Genomic DNA, 23,872 nt, shown 5'->3' on the forward strand with positions numbered 1-23,872 from the left:
AAATTCTTAGGAAAATGAAATTTAAAAAACAGGTCTTAAAAAACTCTTGCCGTAATTAAAAATTGCTTGTAATTAACTATTTACGGATCAGCAAGATCGGTCCAGACAAAAATTAACATGCCAAAAGGTATTTTGCAGGAGTTGATTCTATTTTGAAAAAAATTGGTTTGGTAGTTAAAAACGATCCGGAGGCCATTCAGAAGGCGGATGAGCTTGAAAAATGGCTATGCTCGAAAAAAGTTCGGGTGATCCGAAAGGAAAGCGCGCCGCCTGACCGCAGGCTGAAGTCCCACCGAAAGACACAGGCGCCGGCGGATTTGTTTTGTGTTTTTGTTCTGGGCGGGGACGGCACTTTCCTGAGTGCGGTTCGCTGGATCGGCGACCGGAAAATCCCCATTTTGGGGGTGAAGTTCGGGGAGGTGGGGTTTTTAGCGGAAACGGCGGAAGAGAGTCTGTTCCGGGTCGCCGAGGCGATATTAGATAATGATTTTAAAACCGAACCCCGGATGCGCCTGAAGGTCACGGTGGACCGGGCGGGCCGCGAAAGTATCAGCGAAACGGTGCTCAATGATGTCGTCATCAATAAGGGGGCCCTGGCCAGGCTGGCCCAAATTAAAACATTTATTAATGAACACTATCTCACCACCTATCGGGCCGACGGCCTGATCATTGCAACGCCCACCGGTTCAACCGCCTATTCTCTGGCGGCCGGCGGCCCGGTCATTCATCCGGATGTGCCCGGCATCATCATGACCCCCATCAGTCCTTTTACCCTTACCAACCGGCCGCTGATCGTTCCGGATTCGGTGACGATCACCATCAAGCTGGCGGAAAAGTCTGCGGATATCCTCTTGACGTTTGACGGCCAGGCCGGCATCGAGATAGATGAGCACGATACGATTACCGTCCGCCGGGACCAGCACCCCATTCACATGATCACCATCCCGGGACAGGACTATTTCGATGTGCTCAAGGCCAAACTGAGGTGGAGCGGGGGCCGGGTCTAGAACCCATCTCAAAAACACCAAGCGTCCACTGGCTGCGTCATCTGCCGATTCAAAAGGAAGTGCATTAAACCATCTTCCCTTTTCCATGTTGACTCCTTTCAGCCATTTCTTTATAGTCAGCACTCACCACCGCGTTATTTATCATAACTTACTGAAATAATTTTAAATTAAACTTTTTCGAGTTCGTAGTTCAGCTTTAAGGTGCAGCTGCCTTTCGGCGCGAGTGCGGTAAAGTCAGCACTGCCAGACATGTAAGAAATCATGACTTGGATCTTTGTGGATTAAACCCAACAGTAGCGGAAGGACCAAATGATGATGCGTAAAGTAATGCGTGTTTTGAGTTTCAGCGGCTGTGTTATCATCATGGCGGCGATTTTAGGATGTGCTGCGTCGGGATCAAACATAAGTACGGGAAACACCCAGCCCGAAAACGTTGTTCCCTGGCCCGGCGGCGTGTATCAACCGAAGCTTCCGTCAGCCATCGAGACCCTCGATGCTGCGAAAAGAGAACTTGCGGCGCTTCTTCAAAGTCAACAGGTCGATGACAATGCCGGTATTAGATATCATGGCCAACTCGATTTCAATAAACCGGCCGATCAGAATAGCCTGGCAGCGTACTCGATGAGGGTGCAGGCCTACATGCTCATTCGTGATACCCGGGGTGAATTCAGATACATGCTACCGAAATCCGCCATTACGGCCCTGGATGATCGAATCCATGTGGGCCCGGTCTTTGCCTTTTTCTATACGGATTTGCTCGAAAGCCGCATCACAGTTGAAAAGAGCCGGGATGAAGAAATACGCACTTCCTGGCTGGGTACGGACCGGAAGATATATAATGATACCGATCCTGCGTTTGCAAAGTATGCGGAACCTTAACGGCCGCTATATCAGCGGCCCTATATGATCCAGTGCAGCAGCCTGATTTCATTCTTCTTTAAAAAGCAGGCCGCTGCGGAAAAATTTGCCGATGCCCTCTTTTTTGTACAGCAGACGCTGAAAAAACAGCATGACGAGCGACGCGCCCTTTTTGAATCAGAGGCGGCGCAATACCGCGCGCTGGCAATCAAACCGCCGATGTCGGAGGAGCAGAGAAAACATATTGTTCTGGCCAATGTATTGACTCAGCGCAAAGACTATGCCGGAGCCATCGACCTGTACCTGAAAGCCATCGATCTGGATCCGGTGTCCTATCCCGGGGCCTACTTCAACCTGGCCCTGCTTTATGCGCAGGTGCAGCGGCATAACAAGGCGATTTCCTTTATGAAGCAATACCTGCTGCTCGTTCCCGACGCTGCAGACGCCCGCAGCGCCCAGGACAAAATCTATGAATGGGAGCTGATGATAAATAAATAGGATTGTAAAAATGGACCGTATGATAAAAATTTTCTTTTTTACATTATTGCTGGCAGGCATTCTATCCGGCCGGGCCGATGTTCTGGCCCAATCCGTCCCCGGGGCATCCGGGCCCACGATAGATTGCGCGGGGTCGGCGGCGGCCTACCGCGCCCAGGGGATTCCCTGCGATTGTGTCGGCGGACGAATCGTTTGCAACAACTCCTCATCCGGGGGGAGTTCGTCCGGCAAAAAGTATAGCGCAGATCATGACGTCAAGATGATGGTGGTGGGCACCATATTCGAGAGCCTTTTAACCTCCCTGTTCATGGATGATACCGCCAGTCAAAAGGAAGCCCTTGCCGCACAGCAAAAGGCGGCTGCGCTGGCCGCCCAGCAGGCGGCGGCATTGGAAAGGGCCAAGGCTGCGGCCGCCCAGGCTGAATATGAAAAAATGATGCGGTTTTACAAACAGTTGGATGGCGGCGGGGGAGCGGCCTTTAAAACCTTGTCGAATTCAAACCTTGCCTTTAAAACCCTGGACGGGGACGCCGAGACCCTTGCCGCCAATGCCCGAAAACCCTTTGACACTCCTTTAGATACGGCAACGCCCGACTCCGGGACAATCACCGCAGGCGGCGCCACGCCCTTCTTTGGGGACACCATGCCGATCGAGCAAATTCAACTGCTGGTCCATCCCGAGAAGGACCCTAATGTGGTAGACCTCAGAAACGCGACGACCTATGTGGTCGAGAATATTAAAAATGATGGCCAGAAACTGGCTGCGGCTGCAAAACCGGATGCGGGAAAAGGCAAGGACGAACCCGCTAACCGATCCTTGGAGTGTGAGAAGCTATCTCAAAGGCTGAACGGTTATATCGACCAGAGGGCCAAGTTTCAGAAAACCATCCATCTGGCTCAGGATCAGTTGACCACCTGGCAAACCGCCAACCGCAATGCCCTGCTGAATGCCGCCAAAGAAGGACTGGAGGTTTACACAGGGCACCTGCTTGAAAAATTTACCCAAAGGGCCAAGGCGGCCGAACGTCTTCAGCGGATTTACGAAAAGAATGCCGGGAAGATGGCCCAGGACGGCCTGAATGTTGCTGAAATTCATGCCAAAATAGAGCGGTTGCGACTCCTTTCTTCAGCCGGCCGGATTGTTGAACTTGGCAGCAACATCAATGACTGGCAGGCCTTCATCAAGGACGGCGTATCCGGCCTGATGGCGCAGCTGACCTCTTCAAATCAGGAGATTCAGGCAATGATAGAAGATCCCAGGATGCAGAAATACTTCGAGACGGAAGCCCCGGAGTTGAAGGCCCTGCTCGACATCTCCAAGATTGCCGCCTCGAACAAGGTGTTCGGGAAGTGGGTTGCGAAAAAACTGCCTATCATTGCCGGCGTTGAGTTTGCGATCAATCAGGCTTACAATGCCTTTGACTGGTACCTGAGTTACGAGCGTCTGTCTGAGGCCCATAAAATCAACGGGCGCGTAATGAATTCCGCCAGATACATCCAGAAAAACATTGATGACACCTACCTGGCATTGGGAGAATGTCGCTGAGCGGAACGAACGACTTCACGTTGTGCGATGGTGGTTTTAGGAAATGGGAGAAAAACGACCCTTTCGGTTCACCCCTGCGTAGGCGGGGAACATTTGAAACCATATCCGAACCGCTCTTGGGCCAGATGACCCCGTTGCGATCGAAATAGGGCTTGTCGATTCCCTTGGAGATGGTGAGTTGGAAAAGGCCACCCGTTCAGCTGCAGGGACTTCACCACCTTGTTGGTTGCACCCCTAGCAGGTCAAAATTTACAGGACAGGAAATTTTCTTTTTCATCAGGATGAATAAACGCGATTCTTCCCCTTCTGTTTGGCCACATACAACGCATCATCGGTTCTTTATACAAGGGCTTCCATCTCCTTCCCCGGTTTAAATTGGGACGCACCCATGCTGACAGTAATGGTTAAAGTCTCATTTGTAATGAAAGAGAAATCCTGTGCTTCAAACCCCTTTCCGATTCTTTCAGCAACATTCATGGCTGCCTCGATCCCGGTTCCGGGCAAAAGAACTGCAAATTCCTCTCCGCCATACCGGTAGGGGGTATCTGTTTTCCGTAAAAAAGCCGCGATGATCCCTCCCGCAATTTTCAGGACTTTGTCACCGGTCAGGTGCCCGTACTGGTCGTTTACTTTCTTGAAGTCATCGATATCAATAAGCAATAAGGACATTGGCTGTTTATAGCGCATCATCCGGTTGATTTCTTCTTTCAATTTTCTAAAAAAATGTCTCGCGTTGTATAGTCGGGTGAGATCGTCAGTAATGCTTAGATTCTTATATTCTTCCTCGCTCATCAGGAGTTTTCTTTCCACCTCAAGGCGCTTGATCACCTCAGACTCCAGTTTTTGGATTCGGCGATAAGAAAACAACACGAATCCAATTGCCAAAAAGGAAGGCAGAAAAGCAGCAATTTCATCAAATTGAAAGTGTTCTAACGGACGGGAGAACATGAAAAGTTTTTCAAATGCATTCAGATACATCATTAATGCAGTGCCCAGGAATGCAAAAATAATGACGGCCAAAAGTTCTTTCAATTCAGAGCGCAGAAAGTTTTCAGCAACCCGGGGACCCATCGATTGATCCTCGGCCTGCAAATCATCTTTTTGCAGCAGTTGAATTGGCTCTAATTTCTGATTTTTTACGTTAGACGTAGCCATGACCGTCCCACTTTATATTTACCTACTGCCTTAAACCCGCATCAGTATTTCTGCCCACCGGTTCAGGCGGGAGATTCGGCCGGATCAAAAAGTTCTGTTGTAGCGACTTCACCACCTTGTCGATGTTTTCGATGCTTTCCCTGACCTCTTTGATTCCTTCAGCCGTTGATCGGGTAACTTTTGGGACGTCAAAACTTGCCGTTTCCATGTTGTTCAGGATGACTTTGAATGCATCCAGATTTTCTTTGACCTCTTTCAGAATTGCCTTAAGCTGCGTTATATTCTCAACCAGGCCTTCCCCCGCCGCCTGGATCGTTACCAGGTTCTCCTGAACCTTATCCATTGCCCCGGGCGTCTTGGCGGCAGCCTCATTGATATGGTCAAGGATCTCATCGATCCGGGTCGCTTTCTGGGGCAGCGTTGCGGTGGTAATTTCAATATGATCGAGAATCGCGCCTACTTTGGTTAAATTTTCATGGATGCTGTTTATGAGCTGATTGGATTTTAACAGCGAGCCGGCCGTTCCCTTGCCCGCCTGGAGCCCCCGGGCAATATTTTCAATATGGCCGATGGTGGTGGTGATGTCGTTGAGTATCCGGAAGAGGGGACCCTCGGGCTGGCGAATGATGTGGGCCAGCTCTGAAAAATCCTGGACCGCCTGGACGACCAATTTGGCGGTTTTTTCCACTTCAAATTCTTCCAGAAGGTCCGTAAGGGATCTTCTGGGGGAGGAAGGGATCAGACCGCCTTCGGGGATCAGGGGCGCATCTTTGTTTTTGCCGGGCTTGATGGAAAGATATTCGGAGCCGATAAAGGTCGGACTGCCCACGGTCGCCACGGCGCCGGTCCGGATCCTGGGGGCGTATTCTTCCAAAATCAACAACTCCACCCGGACCCGGTCGCCCAGGAGTGAAATATTTTTAATTTTGCCGATGTTGGTTTCCAGCAGTTTTACCGCGGTATCTTGCTGCAGGTTATAACTTTCGTCAAAGGTGGTATAATAGGGGACATATTTTTTAAACCAATCCTTGCCCCTTCCGATAATGACCAGTGTGGTGACAAGAAGCAGGACGCTGCAGATCACGAAAACACCCGCAACCCTCTCTTTGCTGCTGTATTTCAGTTCCATGTGTTTTAACCGATCCTGGATACGCTATTGAGAAAGCAATGTTAAACGGCCTTTGGATATTTTTATCTTTTTATTGGAAAATGATTTTATAAAAGCCCTATCGGACGAATAAAACACCACCGGCAGGTTTCGCCGGGTCATGCCCCTTATATTGTCCATAAAAAGGCTGAACTTGGTATGGTCGATGAAATCTTCCGGACGTTCCAGCACCAGCACATCCGGATATTTGGACAGCTCCCGGATGGTTATGGTGTTTTTTATGTCCTGGGGGTGCAGTTCTCCGGGGCGCCGTTCAAGTTTGTCAAATATATCGAATTTGCGGCACAATTGGGCCGCATGGTCATCCAGGGTTAACAATAGGGAATCTTCATGAAAGTATCGCATGAAGAGCAAGTTTTCACGTAACGTACGGTTGCTGATTAAGGCGGCATCCGAAGCAATATATCCTATTCGTCTCTTGCAGGAAAGCGAGCTGCGGTAGTCGGACAAATCAATTTTCACATCGTTAAAACAGTATGTCCCTTTCCGGGGCGATACAAGGGTGGCGAGTGCTTTTAAAAAAAGGGCTGCATCATCAATAGAATCGGTCTCGATTGAACAGCCGTCGCCGCTGGAAAGCGAAAAACTGAAATCATTTAAGCCGTTTCCGGCGCCTTCCGGTTCAAGGGTATAATCCGTCAATTCAATTATCGGCATATCATTTTTCACAGGTAAAATAAAACCGAAATAATGACATCTATGACCAAACAGCTGAAAAAGCATTCTATGGCCACTTTTGAAGTTTGCGCCGGAATTCCCGTTATCTTCATGTCGGGTTTAAACCCGTGGTAGAGACATATAACGGTAATGGATAGCCCGAAGAGAAGCGCTTTGATAATCCCCACCAGGATGTCGGTGAATGTAATCGCCGCCTCGATTTGTCCAAAGAGATTTTTTATGGGAATATAAGTGAAAATCCACACTATCAGATATCCGCCGATCACGGCCACCAGGTTAAAGATAACAAAAAGACAAAGAATGGCGGCCGTTATCCCCACGAGTCTGGGAAGACAAATAATTCGCAGGGGGTCGATGCCGGCCATCTCAATGGCTTCCATTTCATGAAATACCTGCATGTAGCCGATTTCGATGCTGACGGCGGTGGCGGTTCTTAATATGACAACCAGCGCCGTTACAAGGGGGCCGATTTCGCGGACGACCAGTAAAACCATTATTTTGCCGAGATCATACTGGGCTGAAACCTTGGCAAACTGGACGATCAGCATGCTGCCGATGAGCAGTGCAACGGGTATGATGACGTAAAGCGCCTGATAGGCCGTAAAGTATATTTGTTCGAGGGTGAACTTTTTTAACATCGCCCGGCCGGTTGGGGGTCGATGGAAAATCAGCTTTAAAATACTGTAAATAAAAGCGAACAAATCAAGCATATGATCGACGGCTGCCAGGGTCCGCCGTCCGATGTGACCGGCCAGTTGATTCATGGGTAATCTGTCGTCTCGTTCACGCAGCAGGCGTGGTTGTGTAAATCCTAAATCAGGTAGTTGACAATTAAAAACTCTTACAATATAAGAGGGAGAAAGATCAACAAAATTAAATAAATACCTGTTTTTCTCAAAGAGCGTCTTCTCCTCCTGAGATTTTTTTATTGTTCTTAAAAATAATGCAGCAACTCTCAATGGGGGTCTGTATCGCGGTCCGTGAGGGTTGTTGTGTTTTTACCGGTAATGAATTTAGGCCGACGGTCTGGGTGAATCTGTTTTCCGGAAAACGGTATTTTTATGAAGATCAGTAAAAAACTCCACCCGTTTATGCTGACGATGCTGGCCGTTATGGCAGGGATCGGTGCGTATTTGTTCGGAATTCCTTTTCTCGACGTGATGGAGCTTAAAACCATTGACTTGCGGTTTGAATCCCGGGGAAGCAAAGTTCCCGGTCCGGAGGTAGTGCTGGCAGTCATCGACGAGAAAAGCATCGCCCGGGAAGGCAAATGGATCTGGCCCCGTTCGAAAATAGCGGAACTTGTCAATCGGCTATCCGCTTACGGTGCAAAAGTGGTGGCTTTTGACATCGGTTTTCTGGAGCCCGATGAAAATGCCGGCGGGCGGGTCATCGAGCAAATCATTGAAAAAATCAACACAAGCGGCGGGCAAAATCAGGCGATTCAGAATTACTTGAAAAAATTAAAATCTGAATCGGATAATGACCGCCGCCTGGCGGATGCGATCCGAAACTCAAGCGCAAAGGTGGTGCTGGGATATTTCTTCCAGATGGCCCCCCACGGGTCAGACCAGTTGTCGGCGGAAGAATATCATCGGCACCAGGAAAACGTCAAAGGCTCCCGGTACCAATTTGTTCGGTTTAAGTCTGACAATGCCCGCAAGGTCAAATTGATGGAGCCGGCGTTGCCGCAATCAAACATTACGGCCATTTCAGAGGCAACGGATTATGCCGGTTTTTTTAATATGGAAGCGGATCGGGACGGCGTTGTCCGGTGGATTCCAGCGGTTTTTAAATACAAAGACACCCTTTATGCCCCGCTGGCGGTGATGGCCGCCGGGGCTTTTCTGGACAGTCCGCCGTCCCTTCAAGTGGCTGATTACGGGATTGAATCCTTGCAGGTGGATCGGATTTCCATTCCCGTCGACGAACTTGGGCGCATCATGATAAATTATCGCGGCGGCGCTAAGACCTATCCGCATATTTCAGTTACCGACATCCTTAACGGAAATGTCGCCGAGGCGGATTTAAGGGATAAAATCGTCATCGTCGGCGCCACGGCCGTGGGAATTTATGATTTAAGGGTAACGCCTTTTTCCAGTGTTTACCCCGGAGTTGAGATTCACGCCAATATCATCGATAATATCCTGTCAAAAAATTTTTTGTACCAACCCTCATGGGCGGCTGTGTTCGATATTTTTGGAATCATAGCGACCGGATTAATATTGGGCTTTATTTTGCCGCGTACGGGTGTTTTTACAGGTATTCTGTCCAGCTTAATGGTCTTTGCCGGGTATATCTTTGTGTGCCAGTTGTTTTTCACGCAAAAGGGATTCATCCTCAACCTGGTATATCCCCTGGCCGTTCTGTTGATGGTGTATGTCATTATTACGGCATACAAATATTTGGTTGAATCCCGGCAAAAGCGGTTTATTAAAGATGCTTTTTCCACTTATCTGGCCCCCTCGGTGGTCAAGCAGCTGATCGATTCACCGGAAAAGCTGGTGCTGGGGGGCGAGAAGCGTGTCATTACCGCTTTTTTTTCAGACGTCCAGGGCTTTACCAGTATTTCGGAAAAGCTGAGCCCTGAAAAGCTGGTTGAAATTTTAAATGAATTCTTGACGGAGATGACCGATATCATCCTGAAAGATGAAGGAACGGTGGACAAATTCGAAGGGGATGCCATTATTGCATTTTTTGGCGCGCCCAACGAACTTGAAAATCATGCGGCAACGGCCTGTGCCGCCTCCATCGAAATGCAAAAAAAGCTGGCCAAGCTCCGGGCAAAGTGGAAGGCGGAAGGAAAGTCCGAACTCATGATGCGGATCGGTCTTTGCAGCGGCGCGGCCGTCGTCGGCAATATGGGCTCCAAAAATCGCATGGATTATACCATGATGGGCGATACGGTGAATACCGCCGCCCGCCTGGAGGGCGTCAACAAGGTCTATGGCACCTACACGCTGGTCAGTGATACGACTTGTCATGCGGCCGGCCAAAATTTTATATTCAGGGAAATCGACAAAATCAATGTTGTCGGGAAAAAAGAACCGATCACCATTTATCAGCTGTTGGGCTATGCGGGCGAAAGCGATGAGCGCATGGATAAGGTGCGCGATTTTTATGCACGCGGTCTTAAAGCCTATCAATCCCGGGAATGGGAACAGGCCATCGGTTTTTTTAATGAGGTTTTGAAAATTGCCCCCGAAGACGGCCCCAGTCTGAGCTTGCGGGGTCGCTGTCAGACGTTGCATGAAAATCCTCCGGGGAAAGACTGGAACGGCGCTTTTGTTATCAAACACAAATAAAGTAATCCCTGCCGCAATAGAATTTTGTATCTGTTGCACTTTGGTCGTTCAAATTTTAAACCCAGACTCCGGCGTTCGGGCAAAATTGCCGAAACCTACATTTATTGATGGAAAATTCGCATAAAACGGAGCTGTTTTTGAGATTATTTGTCGCATAAAACGAGTTCAATCATGTATTAATTAATGGTGTTTTTAAAGATTTTAAAATGTTTGCAAATAATATATTATAATCAATTCAAACGGATTAACTGGTTTAAGGACCGGCTCGGTTTTTTGCAGTTCTGCTTTAAAAGTATATTTTTTAAAATACAGGGCTTGGCATGAAATATGAATAAATAATCGATCTGCTCAGGTAGGGTTAATGCAGAAGGGCCGAAAATATTCATGGGAAATCGATCACCTGGTGGGGGTCATTATCAGCAAAGAGAGAAAATAAGCGGATGCTGAAAAAAACAGTTTTGATCATAACGACGCTGGTTTGCTTTTTCCCGACCGCCTTGCCGGCCGGGGAGCGGGTTACCGCAAAGGGGATGAGTTTTTTTGAGGCCGGACGCGAGGTCGTTGCCCGCGAGAAGGCCATGGACGAGGCCAAGCGGGCTGCCATTGAGCAGGCTGTCGGTACGATGGTTGAATCCAGGACGGTGGTGGAGGATTTTCAGGTCGTTAAAGACCAAATCTTCAGCCGCACCACCGGGTATCTCAAGAACCTGAATGTCCTGGAAGAAAAAAAATCGGATCTCGGCACCTATGAGGTGACGATTCATGCGGAGGTCGAAATAGCAGACCTGGTAAGCGATCTGGACCGGTTTAACAAAATTATAGGCTGGCAGAAAAACCCCCGGATTGCCATTGTCATCGAACCGAAGCCGGCAAATGAATATCTTGCCGCCGCCCAGAAAACGGTCGGCCTGCTGACAACCAAATTAAAGGACGACGGCTTCAAGGTATTTAAGTATTCCGGACCAAGTGATATTCAAATGGGATTGCTGGTGAGCCTCAACCTAGAACTGAGCTCGAAAGGGACAAAATTTCAGGACCTCGACCTGACCTTGAACGAAGTCAGCCTCAGTGCCAATATCTATCGGCCCGGCGACGGCGAAATTGTCGCCGCTGCCAGCGCCGTCAAATCGCTTCCCGGTGAAAACCGGCTGCAGGCGCTGGACAAAGGCGCCCGGTTCTGTGTGGACAACATCTGGAGGGATCTGCGCCGAAAACTGACGGCAACCTGGGAAAAAGAACTATACAGCGAGCGGGAAGTCTATTTGATCGTCAAAAATATTTCTTCCCACGCCGGGGCTGAAGAAACAGCCTTTATTTTTAAATCGGACGTCAGCGGCGTTCTGGATAGCGGACTGATCACGTATCGCGACCAAACGGCCGAGTTCGGCATAAAGTATCGGGGCTGGCCGGAGCAGCTGTTAAATGAACTGCAGATGTCTTATTTTAAAAATAAATATTTTGACGCCGACCTTGAAGCGATCAGCGGGAATAAAATCCTAATCAGAATAAAATAATATGTTGCAGCAGGAGGGGAGTTATGTCTCAAAAAAGATATTTTCGTATCGGAACCGCCCTGTTCATGGCGCTTTTCCTTTACGCCTGTGCCGCGGGTCAAAAACAGTATGATATCGGAACGCAGCTGGGACAGGCCGGCAAGTACAAGGAAGCCATTGCCTATTTAAAGCAGGCCATTGAACTGGAGCCCGGCAACACCGCCTATCAGAAGGCCCTGGCCGATCTCATCGACAGCCATGTCAATAAATTTGTCGCCCAGGGGACGCAGGCTTTGAATTCCGAGTCGCCGGTGACATTGACGGCCATTAACCGGGCCATGGACCAACTGCAGCTGGCCAGGGAAATCGCCCCGGATTCTCCGGCCGTGACAGATCTTTCCGCAAAGATCGAAAGCCAGCAACAAGTTCTGCTGGAAGATATCCAAAAGCTTTATTCCCAGGCAAAGCAAAATACGGCCGCGCAGGAATGGGTCGAAGCCTATTTCAACCTGCAGCAGATCCAAAACAGATATCCCAATTATGAAGACTCCTTCCAACTCTTAAATGAAGTCGCCAATAAGGGATCAGAGGCGTTTTATCAAAAGGCCCAAGCCCTATTTGACCGGGAAGATTTTAAGGGGGCCGACGAGTACCTGCGTAAAGCGCTTTCGTTAAGGGGGGACAGCAGGCCCGCCCGGGAAATGCAGGCGCTTATCCGGGAGCGTAACAACAAGGAATATTTTATCGGCCGGGCACGGGAGGCGATTACCGCGCAGAAATGGGATCGTGCCGTCGGCGCCTACGAGCGGGCGCTGGAATACGACCCGGAAAACAAAGACCTCCGGCAGCTGATTATACAGGTTCGCACCAAAGCCGGGGAATTCAATATTCGTAAATCCAAGGAGTTAATGGATCAGGGCTGGCTGCTGCAGGCTTTTGAAGCATACGCGTCGGCCGTCCGCAACATCGATGACCCCAAAGACTTTAAGCTGAACAGCCTGCTCAAGGACCTGACGGACCGGGCCGTTTATGCGGCTGAGCAGTTCAAAGAGCAAAACCGTTTCGGTGCAGCCTGGTTCTGGTTTGAAAAAATAAGAAATGTCGATCCCCAGTACAAGGACATTTTCTTTTTGACCCAGGCGATGGAGGATCAGATCAAGCAGCGGGTCCAGAAATCCATCGCGGTTTTTGATTTCAACAGCCCGACGGACAATAAAGATGCCGGCGTCATTGTTGCCAACAACCTGATTACAAACTTATTCAATAACGCCAGCGGCGACATTAAAATCCTGGAAAGAGAAAATTTAAAATCCATTCTGGAAGAAATGAAACTGGGACAGATCGGCGTGGTTTCGGCAAACTCGGCCAAGGAGATGGGCCGGGTATACGGAATCGATGTCGCCATTATGGGTAGCGTGTTGTTGTATAAAGTGGATTCCTCCGTTTCCCAGGGAACCAAGTCGGTCCGTTATCAGATCGGAACCAAGATCGAAGACAACATTGAATACCTGAACTGGAAGGCCAAGCATCCGACCCCGAATGAAAAGCAGCTGGCCGAGGCGCCGCCGGCTAAAGTCACCGTCCCTGAGATTGCCGAAAAAGATTATCAGGTTTCCAATCACAAAAAAGTCGGATTTGTACAGCTGTCTTTTCGGATTGTGGATGTTCGCACCGGCGAGAACATCCAGGTCCGGACCATCGAGAGCAAAAAAACCGTTCAAGATGAAACCAGCGCCGGACTGCCGGAGGCAAAAGTCAAGTTTGACCCCCTGGATATTCCGACGGATACGGAACTGCTTCAAAAAATGACGGATGAGGTGGTGTCGGAACTGGGAAGGGAAGCCTTGCGGCCGTTGAGCAATCTTGAGAAAACCTATTTCCAGGAAGGGGAGAAGCTTATCCGGCGCCGCGACAGGCTGGAGGCGGCTGAGAATTTCATAAATGCGGTTTTTGACGAAAGATTAAAACAGATTCAGGGATCTCCCATGACGCAACAAGCGTTGGAAAACCTGGATGATATTTTTCGGAATTATAAAATAGCCATTGGAGGGTGAGCCATGTTCCGTGTGCGGAACACCTGCATTTTGCTCTTTGCGGTCTGCGGCTTGCTTTTGCTTCCTGCAGCCGCGACCGCTCGCCAAAATGCCCTGGCTATTTTCAACCTGATTCCCACGAACATAGAAGCGATGGGATATAACGGCGATATTTTATATGCGCTGATCTCCACCCTGGAAAAGGAGAAAAATATCGAACTCATGCCCCGGCGGGAAATGGAGGAAATTTTGTTTCACGCCGGAATTGTCCAGGGGGACAATCCCGAGATGATTCTTAAGGCCGGAAAGGTTCTGGACACCAATTTCATTCTGTTCGGCCAGGTGACCAAGGCCGGACAACAAATTCAGGCCCGCCTGAAATTGATGGACATCAAGAAGAATACCGTAGTAAAAACCTGGACGCCCACATATTCGGGACGCGAAGCCATCTTAAGCGGGGTGCCGGAACTTGCCAGGGAACTGAGCGCCAGCGTCTTAAAGAGTCCCCAGACAGCCGCCCCCCCTCCGGCCGAACGGATCGAGCCCCGGATTGACATCACTAATTTCCGGGCCGAATTCCGGGACGGTAAAGTGGTTTTAAAATGGGAGGTCGATTCAAGCCGACCGGCGGTTGGGTTCAACCTGTATCGCTCTGAAACCCTTGAGGGGCCCTATCAGTATCATGGCAAGGCTACGGAAAACATGTTTGTCGATGCCAATATCAAAAGGGGACGGTCCTATTTTTATCGAGTGGGGGTCCTGCTTGCCTCCGGAGAAGAGATAAAGGGGAGACAGGCGGCCCGGATTCAGAGCGTGGGCGAGAAAATACCGCATCCCCCTTTAATTTTAGAAAGCAGGGGACACATTGGCAGAGCGGTCATAAAATTTGTGCCCTCGCTGCAGAATGAGCAGGAAAAATTTAGTATCAAGGAATATAAAATTTATCGACAGAAACAGGTGGACGGCAACTGGGAAAATATTTCAACGATCGAGGCCAAGTTGTCCTCCCAGTCCGAACTGGCATTCAGTGTTGAGGATACCCGGGAGCTTGACGACGGCCGGACTTACATATATGCGGTCGCCAGCGTGGACCAGGAAAAACGAGAAAGCCCGTTGTCGGATACGGTGTCCATTACCACGGTGGAAAGGCCGGTTTTGACCCTGGTAAAAGACAATCTGCTCCGGCGGACGATTTTTTCCTGGCAGCCGATCCAAAATGTTGACGGTTATTATCTATACCGACAAGGGGATGGAAAGGATTGGGAAAAGGTCGGCCGGATCAACGATGCGGCGGCCGTAAAGACAGAGGACACTTCAGAACTTGAAGACGGGCGGTTTTATCGGTATTACCTGTCGGCCTATGACGCCAAGGGTGAAACCGGCCCATCCAAACTGGTTAAGGCCAAAACAAAAGACTTGCCCCTGCCGCCGGCAGATCTGCTGGCGGAGAGCGGCCTGGTAAAGGCGGTCCGCCTGAGCTGGACCCCGCTGAAGGATCCGGATGTGGGGGGATATTTTATTTACCGGGGCACCCAACCGGAAGCGCTCAAACAAATCGAAAAAATTAATAGCCATACGGTCGGCGCCTATCAGGATAAGGGTGCGATGTTTGTTTCGCTGGAAGATGGGGCCACTTACCATTACGTGGTCTCCAGTTTCAATCTTTTCGGAGCGGAAGGAAAGCAGACCCCGGCGGTCACAGCCAAAACCAAACCCCGGCCGGTTCCTGTAAGGGGCCTGTCGGTCAAGGCTGAACAGCAGCAAATCAGCGTGAATTGGGCGCCGAATCCTGAAGGGGACATCCAGTCCTATATCCTTTCCCGCAGCCGCAATGGCGGGTTTTGGTCTGATATTTCAACCCTGGACGGAGACAAAAACAGTTTTGCCGACAGTGATTTAAGGCCGGAGTCCGAATATCGCTATAGGATAATCGCCCAGGATAAGGACGGACTTCAAAGCGATCCGGTTGAAAGCGATGGAATGTTAAGCCCGATTATAAAGCTGAAAAAGTAAACCCTGCAACAACAGGGGAAACATAGAAGTTGGTTCGGAATGAAAGATGATATGCATTCAACAGGAGTCCATGCCATGTTATCGATCCAAAGAAGGTATTGTTTTATTCTGCTGTTTATAGCTGCGGCAATGGCCATGAGCTGCGCGCATGTGTCCACCGATGGAGACACACTGGGTATCGTCGCAACCAGTGAGGCCTTTAAATGGTTTGACGGTGAATTTGAAAATACCCCTTATTTTTTAAAGCACAAACCCATATCCGTGGCCGTGCTCCCCTTTGCGTATTCAGGCAGTAAGGGCTATTCCATCGAAAACAAGGAGGAGAGCCCTGCAGATATCGTCCGGCGGGGGTTGTATAACCATGTGTCTTCGCTTCCCTTCAGAGACTTGGAGCTTTTCAGCACCGACCGGCAGCTTAAAAATGCGGGCTTTACTGATATTCAAAAAATCAACCAGCTCATCAGTGAAAACCCCAAAAAACTGAAAAGCATCCTCGGGGTGGATGCCGTTGTCTCGGGTCAGGTGACCCATTTCGACCGGATCTTTTTGGGCATCTACTCGCAGGTGGCAGTGGGTTGTGAAGTCAAAATGTGGGATTTAGACAGCGGGAAGCTGTTGTGGCGTGCAAAACACGTGAGCCGGGCCCACGCCGGCGGCCTTTCGGTCAATCCCATCGGCCTTGCAATGGCGACGGTGGCATCCGTATGGAACCTTCGCAAAACCGAAATGTTGAGTCAGACCGATGAACTTTTTCGCGAAGTTGTCTCCACCGTCGATGTGCCCCAATCGGCCCTGGCGGTTCAGTCGCCGCCGCCCCGGATCGATCTGTTTGCAACGATGAATTCGGGAAAAGCTTTTACCCTGGGCGAAAAGGTCGCCTTCAGACTGATCGGAGACCCGAACGGCGCCGCGTATGTGGATCTGGGGGATTTCAAATCCGCAATCCAGCTGACGCCTGTTTCAGCAGAGATGAAACAGGCCCTGCAGGCGGAAGTTTTAGAGGTGATCAAAAAGAATTACAAGGATACCGGTCAGGAGCTGACACCGGCGGTAATTGAGGCGGTCCGACAGGAACTGGGGTCGCGCGAAGTGTATGAAGGCAGTTATACGGTTGAACCCCGGGAAGAGGCCTATGGCCTGATGGCAAAAGGGTATTTGGTGAATTCCGCCGGTGTTCAAAAAACGGCGCTGGATGTGGCCCACACCATTGATGTGGACAGCCTGCCGCCCAAGGGCGTGGCCGGATTGACAACAGCATCTCTGGACGGCAAAATTATGGTTCGCTGGCACCCCAACAGTGAAAATGATCTGGTGCTTTATGAGGTCTGGTCCAGCACGACCCCTTTGAGCGGGTATTCCCTCAGCCTTAAAAGTGAAAAAAATGAGGCTTTGGTTCAGGGCCTGGCGAACTTTTCAAAGATATATATTCAAGTCCGGGCAGTGGACAAGGCCGTCAACAAGGGCCCATTCGAAAAGTATGTGGAAGCCGTTCCCCTGCCGGAGCCCGGCCTCTTTAACTTGCCCCAGCCCGGACCGATGTTGGGCGGCCCCATAAATGAAAAAATTTTACTGCTGGCTGAAAAAAGTCCATATACAGTTCAATCCGACCTAAGCGTCAATCCCAATGGTGCGGTTTACATGGCGCCCGGCGTCACACTGGTGTTTGCCCCGGATACGGCCTTGGTGGTTGCCGGCGGCGATTTGTTTGCTTATGGCAGCGGCGAAAAGCCGATTCAATTTTCTTCTCAATCCCAAAGCAGGCAGCCGGGGTCCTGGCGCGGCGTGGTTCTCAACGGCGCCAAGCGAACGGATTTGCGGCATGTGACCATCGAGGGGGCTGTTGTGGGATTGACCATCCGCGACAGTGCGCCGTCCATAACGGCTGCGACGGTACGCGGATCTTCACAGGCCGGTCTTCATCTCAAAGACAAAGCCAAGCCTAACATTGTGTGCTCATTATTTAAGGACAACGAAGGCCAGGGAGGCGTTGTGATTGAAGGTGAAGGGGTCTCTCCCATGATCCGAAACAACGTATTCAAAGGCAACCTGCCATTCCAGGTGCAGAGCTACACGCCTTTGAAGATGAATCTGAGTGAAAATTTCTGGGGTCTTTCCGAGCCCCGGGCCGAATCGTTTTTAGGTGATGTCGTCTGGCAACCGGCGCTGTCGACTCCCCCGGGGAGCTGCGCTGAAAGGCAGTGGTAATATTCGGAATGGATCCGAAACGGCAATTATAACCCTGCAGCAACAGGGTTAACCCTAACGTTTCATAAACAACATGGCAAAGAGTGGTTATCAATTCGATATTCTAATGAAAATACGAAAGCAGGCCTCATTTTTATTTCCAACCTCTGGTGAATTCAAAGGTTGGTGTCGATTTTTGCCATGTTGTTTACCCTTCGGGAAAGCCGGAGAACTCCAGATCCTGTGTTGCCAAGGGTTGGCAGTAGGGCTGACTACGGCTTCACCCTTGGCGTCTTGGCTCTGGCGCCCTCCGACTTTTGCAACGATAGGGTTAAGACCAGGCCGCAACAGAAAAGGGAGGTATGCATGAAGGTCCGAATAAAAGAAATCGGGCTTGGCTTAATCTTCTTGGGAAGCCTTTTTATCAACCAGCCATGTCAGGCCCGTGAGCCGGATTTGGAACCGGTGGGTCAATACGGCGCTATAGACTGGATAGGTCAGAAAATCAGAGCCACCGGAATCGGGGCGCCCTCGGCCGAAGCCGGTCAGAATCCGGCCCAGGCCAGGGCGATGGCCAGGCGTGCGGCCGAAGTGGTTGCCCGGCGGAACCTGCTGGAGGTGATAATGGGGGTACGGATCGACTCAAGGACTACCGTGGTCGACTATGCCGTCAAGGATGATACCATTGTCTCTAAGGTTAAAGGTGTGCTGGATAATTCTGTGGTCGAAGGTTTTCGCTACATGACCGACGGTACCGTTGAAGCAACCGTCAGCATGCCTCTCGGCGGACAGCTGAGAGGGATCCTATTGCAGGTTCCGGGTCGACCGGATACGGCGCCGGCGGCACCCCCCCCGGCTGAAGCCGTTGAAAAACGAATGTTTATGCTGGAGGAACGGATTCGGGTGCTGGAAGAAAAATTAAGCGGTTTTAAACGGCTCAATTTTGAACAGGAGCAAGCGATTCTGCTTTTCAGACAGCTTCTGGCGGCATGGGGAGACTACCTGTCATCCAGCCCGCAACTCATGCCGGCGGGTTATGTATCGGACAGCGATCTGGCGGCATTACGAAATGAAATCATTCTGCAGGGAGCTAAAATGGCCGAGCTGTCGAAGAGGCTTGACGACATGTCCAGCCGGGTAAAAGCGATGGAAACATCTCCAAGACAGCCGGACCCAGCCCCTAAAACCATGGAATCGAGGACGTCTCCTTCTTATACGGGACTGGTGATCGATGCCCGCCAAACCAACTTTAAACCGAGCCTTAAGCCCGAAATATTTTTTCAGGGACAGCTCATTTATCCGGGCGATTACGTAAATTTAGAAAAGGCGATTCGCAACGGCTATGTCCGCTACTATCGCAAAATAGAAGGCGCCCAGCAAAGCACCCAGGCCGGCAATCTGCCCCTTACCATTACCGCTAGGGAAGGCAGCCTGGGTCCGGGCAGTTTGGAGATCGGTTCGGAAGCGTATGGGACTTTAAGAAAGATGATGCAGACAGCCGATAATTTCATGACAAATTGTAATGTGGTGATTGTGTTTTAATGTGATATAAATCATATTTACTTGGTATATGACACTGTATAAGTCTGAGCGGATTAGAGGAGGTACTATGAGAAAGTATAAAATGATCGTGATTATGTTCTGCCTGGCACTCATGTTTCCTGTTTGGGGAAATGCGCAAGAGTGGCAGGACCTGGTCGAAAAAATGGGGAGCGGCAACATCAATTGGACCAAGGGACTTGTGGTGGCCAAAGGGATTGGGGCGCCGCCGCAACAATATTACGGCAAACCCCAGGCACGACCGACAGCGTTAAGGGCTGCACGTCTGGATGCGATGCGAAACATCCTTGAAGTCATCCAGGGCGTGCGGATCGATTCCACAACAACCGTGAAAAATTTTGCAACCGAAAGCGATGTCATTACCTCCAAGGTTGAAGGCATGGTCCGGGGCGCCAAGGTGGTCAAGCAGGAATATATGTCGGACGGAACCGTGGAGGTTACGCTTGAGATGAGCCTGCATGGCGGTTTTTCCCAGCTGGTTCTTCCGGCTGAAATCAGACAGGTGGAAACGGTTAAACCGATGACGCCGGGGCCCGCGCAGGAGTCTGCGACGCCTTCAGTTTCTTCCGAAGTTTATACCGGCCTGGTGATCGATGCGCGCGGACTGAATGCCAGGCCCGCCATGGCGCCGAAAATCATGGACGAGACCGGGCAGGAAGTTTATGGCTCCGCCTATGTCAGCCGGGAGTTTGCGGTTCAGCAGGGCATGAGTGGCTATGCCAAGGAAATCGACGCCGCGCGGCAGAATCCCAGGGTTACCGATAATCCGCTGATGGTCAAAGGGTTAAAAACGGATGGACCCGGCGGCGCTGATGTGGTTATCAGCAATGCCGATGCCGCCAAACTTCGGAGCGCATCAGAAAATCTTTCATTTCTGAAAAAGTGCCGGGTCATGATTGTGGTGGATTAAGTCTTCAGTTACGAGAGGCATCCGAATGGATCTCATAATAAATATACCGATTCGCCTGCTGGAAAAATATTTGCCGAAGCGCAGCAATTGCTTTCCGGCAGCTTGGTCAAGGAGGTTTTATGCTGTATAGAAACAAATTTCTCTACCTGTCGATGGTATTGATATGCCTGCTGGCGTTGGCGGCATGCGGCCCGAAAGCTGATGCGCCCCAGGCAAAACTGGATACTCCGGAACATCATGTCAAGAACGGTAATAAGTTGCTCGAAAACGGAAAAATCGATGCGGCTTTTTTTGAGTTCAACCGCGCCAAGGAGCTGGATCCGGAATATGCACCCGCCTATATCGGCTTGGGGCTGGTGGCGGCTTACCGGGGGGATTTTGCAAGTGGAATAAAAACCATGAAGACCGCCCGAAAGTACAGCCGCGATGACGAGCAGAAGCGATCCGTCAGCGTCGGTTTCATGCGGGTTTATATTATGGGCGGCGAAAAGATCGACAAAGACTGGCTGGAGCTGGTGGAAGATGAATTCAGCACAGCCAAAAAGAACGGGCCCAACCACCCGGAGGCTTATTATTACATGGGGGTCGCCTATAAATTATCTTTTGAGTTTGCCAAGGCTTCGGAACAGTTTAAGAAAGTCCTCCAACTCAACAGCGGTTTTATCGCCCAAGCGGACCGGGAATACGCGTTGACACAGAAGATCGAAAGGGCCATGCCCGGCTCCATTTATGGGAAAAAGATCGCCATTCTGGAGCAGATAACCCGTGCGGATGTTGCCGCTCTTTTTATCGAAGAGCTTAAAATCGATGAGATCTATGCCAAAAAAACACCGAAAAAATTTGATTCGTCTTTTAAAAGTCCGGATAAAGGGTTCGTCTCCGGACAATATGTTAAGGTGGCGCCGGCCATTGACATCGATGACCACGTCCTGAAAGCCGACATCAACGCGGTGATCGAAATCGGCATCAAAGGTCTGCAGCCGTTTCCCGACCACACCTACCGGCCCAACCAGATGGTCAGCCGGGCTGAATTCGCCATGATGGTCGAGGATATCCTGATCAAGATTACCCATTCGGATGCATTGGCCACGCAGTTTATCGGCAGCAAATCACCCTTTCCGGACTTGCGATCTGACTTGCCGTATTTTAATGCCGTAATGACCTGCACGACTCGGGGCATTATGACCGCAAAGGACATTCGGACCGGAGAGTTCGATCCGATGGGTCTGATATCAGGCGCCGATGCCCTTTTGAGCATTCGGGCGCTGAAAACACAGCTGTAACCATCAGGAGTGGAGTCCATGAGGCTTTTTTTTAAAACAGCGCTAGCGTTAATGGTAATCTGGTTGTTTTTGAACCCGTGTTTGTCACAGGCCCAAAGCAAGGCCGTCAGCATCGAGACCGCGGGCGGCCAAACGGTCGTTACAATGCTGGAGGGGCGCGCGTTTTTAATCAAGGAAGATCTGACCCGGATTCGTTCCCTGGCCCGGGGGGATTATTTAAAACAAAACGATCGCGTGCAAACCGAAAAAAAATCCAGGATCGAACTCAAGCTGCCGGATCAAAGTTATATCCGCTTTGACGAAATGACCATCTTCGTCCTCAAATCGGCATCCTTTGATCAGGAGCAAAAGCAGCGGGATATCGATGTGGCCATGATTTTAGGTAAATTGTGGGCCAAAGTGGCCAAGTTTTTAAACAAGGAAGACCGCTTTGCGGTTTCGGCCCATACAGCCGTTGCCGGTGTCCGGGGAACCACCTATCGGATGAATGTGGACTCGGATAACTCGGCCATGGTCAAGGTGTATGACGGAGAGGTCGAGGTCAGCGGCAGAAGACCGGAAACCGCTGCTGCGCAACCCCCCAGGCTGGGGGAACCCTCCGTCATCCAGGGTCCGCGGCCGATTCCCGGGCCGCATCCCGTATCCATGGAGCAGTGGACCCGTATCGTCGGCGCCATGCAGCAGATCAACATCCAACCGGACGGCACCCCGTCGGAACCCTTTCGATTTTCAGCAGAGGCCGACCTGGATGATTGGGTGCGCTGGAATATTGACAGAGACCGGTAAAGGGCTGACAGGATTTACTGGAGAATCAGGATACTTATGGCCTTTCCTCAGGAAAGGCCATAAGTTTTATCTCTGTTGATATTATCAAAAAACCTGCAAAACTATAAATTGAAACCTTATGTCCCCATGGTCCATGACGACAGATACTTTTTCTGTTCGGCCGTCAAGTTGTCAATGCTGATCCCCATGGCGGTGAGTTTTTCCCTGGCGATGGACATATCGATATCCGCCGGCACCGGATACACATCATTGGCGAACTTTGTTTTGCTTTTGACCATGTATTCGATACTGAGGGCCTGGTTGGCGAAACTCATGTCCATCACGCTGGAAGGGTGGCCTTCGGCAGCCGCCAGGTTGATCAGCCGGCCTTCGCCGAGGACGTTGATGCGACGCCCGTTTTCAATGACATGCTCTTCCACAAAGGGGCGGATGGTCCGCTTTGATTTGGTAATGGTGGTCAGTCCCTCCAGGTCCAGCTCCACATTGAAATGACCGGAATTGGCCACGATGGCGCCGTCTTTCATGGTTTTAAAGTGTTCTTTGCGGATGACGTTGATATTTCCCGTCAGGGTGCAGAAAATATCGCCGACTTTGGCGGCCTGTTTGATGGGCGCCACCGTGAATCCATCCATGACCGCTTCCAGGGCGGCAACCGCGTCGACTTCCGTTATAATCACATTGGCCCCCATGCCCCGGGCCCGCATGGCCAGTCCGCGGCCGCACCAGCCATACCCGCAGACCACGAAACTGGAACCGGCTATCAGGCGGTTGGTTGCCCGGATGATGCCGTCGATGGTGCTTTGGCCGGTGCCGTAGCGGTTGTCGAAGAAGTGCTTGGTGCGGGCGTCGTTTACCGCGATGATGGGGTATTGCAAGACGCCGTCGGCCGCCATGCTTTTCAGGCGAATGATGCCGGTAGTGGTCTCTTCGGTGCCGCCGCGCACGTTGGCGATCAGCTCGGTCCGTTCGGAATGCAGTACCGATACCAGGTCGGCGCCGTCGTCCATGGTATAGTGCGGTTTGGTATCGAGGGCGGCGTTGATATGTTGATAATAGGTTTTGTTGTTTTCGCCCTTAATGGCAAAGACGGAAATTTTGTCATTCTTAACCAGAGAAGCGGCGGCATCATCCTGGGTGCTCAGGGGATTGGAAGCGCACAGGACGACGCCGGCGCCCCCCGCCTTTAATGTTTGCATCAGCGAAGCGGTTTCAGTGGTGACATGCAGGCAGGCGGCGATGCGGATGCCTTTTAATGGTTTTTTCTTGTTAAACCGGTCTTTGATGCGGTTGAGCACCGGCATGCTTTGGTTGGCCCAGCCGATTCTGAGCGCGCCTTCTTTTGCGAGTTTTATATCCTTTATATCAAAATTCATGATGAGTATTCCTCTCTTGTTT

Annotated in this window: 18 protein-coding genes; 13 read left to right on the forward strand and 5 right to left on the reverse strand. The window is 50.6% G+C overall.

Translation table 11 applies throughout. The features are described 5' to 3' along the window. The first annotated feature begins 152 nt into the window (after nt 1–152). From P1P89_02820 to P1P89_02835, 4 genes are all read left to right on the forward strand, one after another. A complete protein-coding gene (locus tag P1P89_02820) occupies nt 153–1,007 on the forward strand; it encodes an NAD(+)/NADH kinase (protein ID MDF1590424.1) in 855 nt (284 codons plus the stop codon). Nucleotides 1,008–1,316: 309 nt separating this feature from the next. Then, a complete protein-coding gene (locus P1P89_02825) occupies nt 1,317–1,886 on the forward strand; it encodes a hypothetical protein (protein MDF1590425.1) in 570 nt (189 codons plus the stop codon). A gap of 24 nt (nt 1,887–1,910) precedes the next feature. Next, nucleotides 1,911–2,363, forward strand: a complete 453-nt coding sequence (locus P1P89_02830; protein MDF1590426.1) for a tetratricopeptide repeat protein — start codon at nt 1,911–1,913, stop codon at nt 2,361–2,363. Between the two features lie 10 nt (nt 2,364–2,373). Next, nucleotides 2,374–3,909, forward strand: a complete 1,536-nt coding sequence (locus P1P89_02835; protein MDF1590427.1) for a hypothetical protein — start codon at nt 2,374–2,376, stop codon at nt 3,907–3,909. A 339-nt stretch (nt 3,910–4,248) separates the two neighbouring features. On the opposite strand, the gene P1P89_02840 is transcribed toward P1P89_02835, so the two are convergent. The 4 genes from P1P89_02840 to P1P89_02855 are packed head-to-tail and all read right to left on the reverse strand — an operon-like array spanning nt 4,249 to nt 7,674. Further along, nucleotides 4,249–5,064, reverse strand: coding sequence for a GGDEF domain-containing protein (locus tag P1P89_02840; GenBank protein MDF1590428.1), 816 nt, complete (start codon nt 5,062–5,064; stop codon nt 4,249–4,251). 22 nt (nt 5,065–5,086) lie between these two features. Beyond that, a complete protein-coding gene (locus tag P1P89_02845; GenBank protein ID MDF1590429.1) occupies nt 5,087–6,193 on the reverse strand; it encodes an MlaD family protein in 1,107 nt (368 codons plus the stop codon). Nucleotides 6,194–6,217: 24 nt separating this feature from the next. Continuing rightward, nucleotides 6,218–6,889 carry a hypothetical protein gene (locus P1P89_02850; protein MDF1590430.1) on the reverse strand — a complete coding sequence of 224 codons (672 nt, stop codon included), beginning with the start codon at nt 6,887–6,889 and terminating at the stop codon, nt 6,218–6,220. Between the two features lie 8 nt (nt 6,890–6,897). Further along, complete coding sequence (locus P1P89_02855) at nt 6,898–7,674, reverse strand: ABC transporter permease (GenBank protein ID MDF1590431.1); 777 nt, start codon at nt 7,672–7,674, stop codon at nt 6,898–6,900. Between the two features lie 297 nt (nt 7,675–7,971). Between P1P89_02855 and P1P89_02860 the strand changes: the two genes are divergently transcribed. From P1P89_02860 to P1P89_02900, 9 genes are all read left to right on the forward strand, one after another. Next, nucleotides 7,972–10,215, forward strand: coding sequence for an adenylate/guanylate cyclase domain-containing protein (locus P1P89_02860; GenBank protein ID MDF1590432.1), 2,244 nt, complete (start codon nt 7,972–7,974; stop codon nt 10,213–10,215). A 440-nt stretch (nt 10,216–10,655) separates the two neighbouring features. Next, nucleotides 10,656–11,729, forward strand: coding sequence for a hypothetical protein (locus P1P89_02865; GenBank protein MDF1590433.1), 1,074 nt, complete (start codon nt 10,656–10,658; stop codon nt 11,727–11,729). Between the two features lie 23 nt (nt 11,730–11,752). After that, the gene (locus tag P1P89_02870; GenBank protein MDF1590434.1) at nt 11,753–13,762 is read left to right on the forward strand and encodes a CsgG/HfaB family protein; all 2,010 of its coding nucleotides are present in this window, start codon (nt 11,753–11,755) and stop codon (nt 13,760–13,762) included. A gap of 3 nt (nt 13,763–13,765) precedes the next feature. After that, the gene (locus P1P89_02875; GenBank protein MDF1590435.1) at nt 13,766–15,754 is read left to right on the forward strand and encodes a fibronectin type III domain-containing protein; all 1,989 of its coding nucleotides are present in this window, start codon (nt 13,766–13,768) and stop codon (nt 15,752–15,754) included. A gap of 75 nt (nt 15,755–15,829) precedes the next feature. After that, the gene (locus P1P89_02880; protein MDF1590436.1) at nt 15,830–17,959 is read left to right on the forward strand and encodes a DUF799 family lipoprotein; all 2,130 of its coding nucleotides are present in this window, start codon (nt 15,830–15,832) and stop codon (nt 17,957–17,959) included. A gap of 345 nt (nt 17,960–18,304) precedes the next feature. Next, the gene (locus tag P1P89_02885) at nt 18,305–19,480 is read left to right on the forward strand and encodes a hypothetical protein (GenBank protein ID MDF1590437.1); all 1,176 of its coding nucleotides are present in this window, start codon (nt 18,305–18,307) and stop codon (nt 19,478–19,480) included. A 67-nt stretch (nt 19,481–19,547) separates the two neighbouring features. Next, nucleotides 19,548–20,408: an LPP20 family lipoprotein gene (locus P1P89_02890; GenBank protein MDF1590438.1), complete on the forward strand. Its 861-nt coding sequence runs from the start codon at nt 19,548–19,550 to the stop codon at nt 20,406–20,408. A gap of 119 nt (nt 20,409–20,527) precedes the next feature. Further along, nucleotides 20,528–21,691, forward strand: a complete 1,164-nt coding sequence (locus P1P89_02895; GenBank protein ID MDF1590439.1) for an S-layer homology domain-containing protein — start codon at nt 20,528–20,530, stop codon at nt 21,689–21,691. Between the two features lie 18 nt (nt 21,692–21,709). Continuing rightward, nucleotides 21,710–22,477: a FecR family protein gene (locus P1P89_02900; protein ID MDF1590440.1), complete on the forward strand. Its 768-nt coding sequence runs from the start codon at nt 21,710–21,712 to the stop codon at nt 22,475–22,477. A gap of 116 nt (nt 22,478–22,593) precedes the next feature. On the opposite strand, the gene ahcY is transcribed toward P1P89_02900, so the two are convergent. After that, nucleotides 22,594–23,850 carry an adenosylhomocysteinase gene (ahcY, locus tag P1P89_02905; GenBank protein ID MDF1590441.1) on the reverse strand — a complete coding sequence of 419 codons (1,257 nt, stop codon included), beginning with the start codon at nt 23,848–23,850 and terminating at the stop codon, nt 22,594–22,596. Nucleotides 23,851–23,872: the final 22 nt, after the last annotated feature.

It is taken from the genome of Desulfobacterales bacterium (assembly GCA_029211065.1).
In the GTDB taxonomy this organism is placed as follows: domain Bacteria; phylum Desulfobacterota; class Desulfobacteria; order Desulfobacterales; family JARGFK01; genus JARGFK01.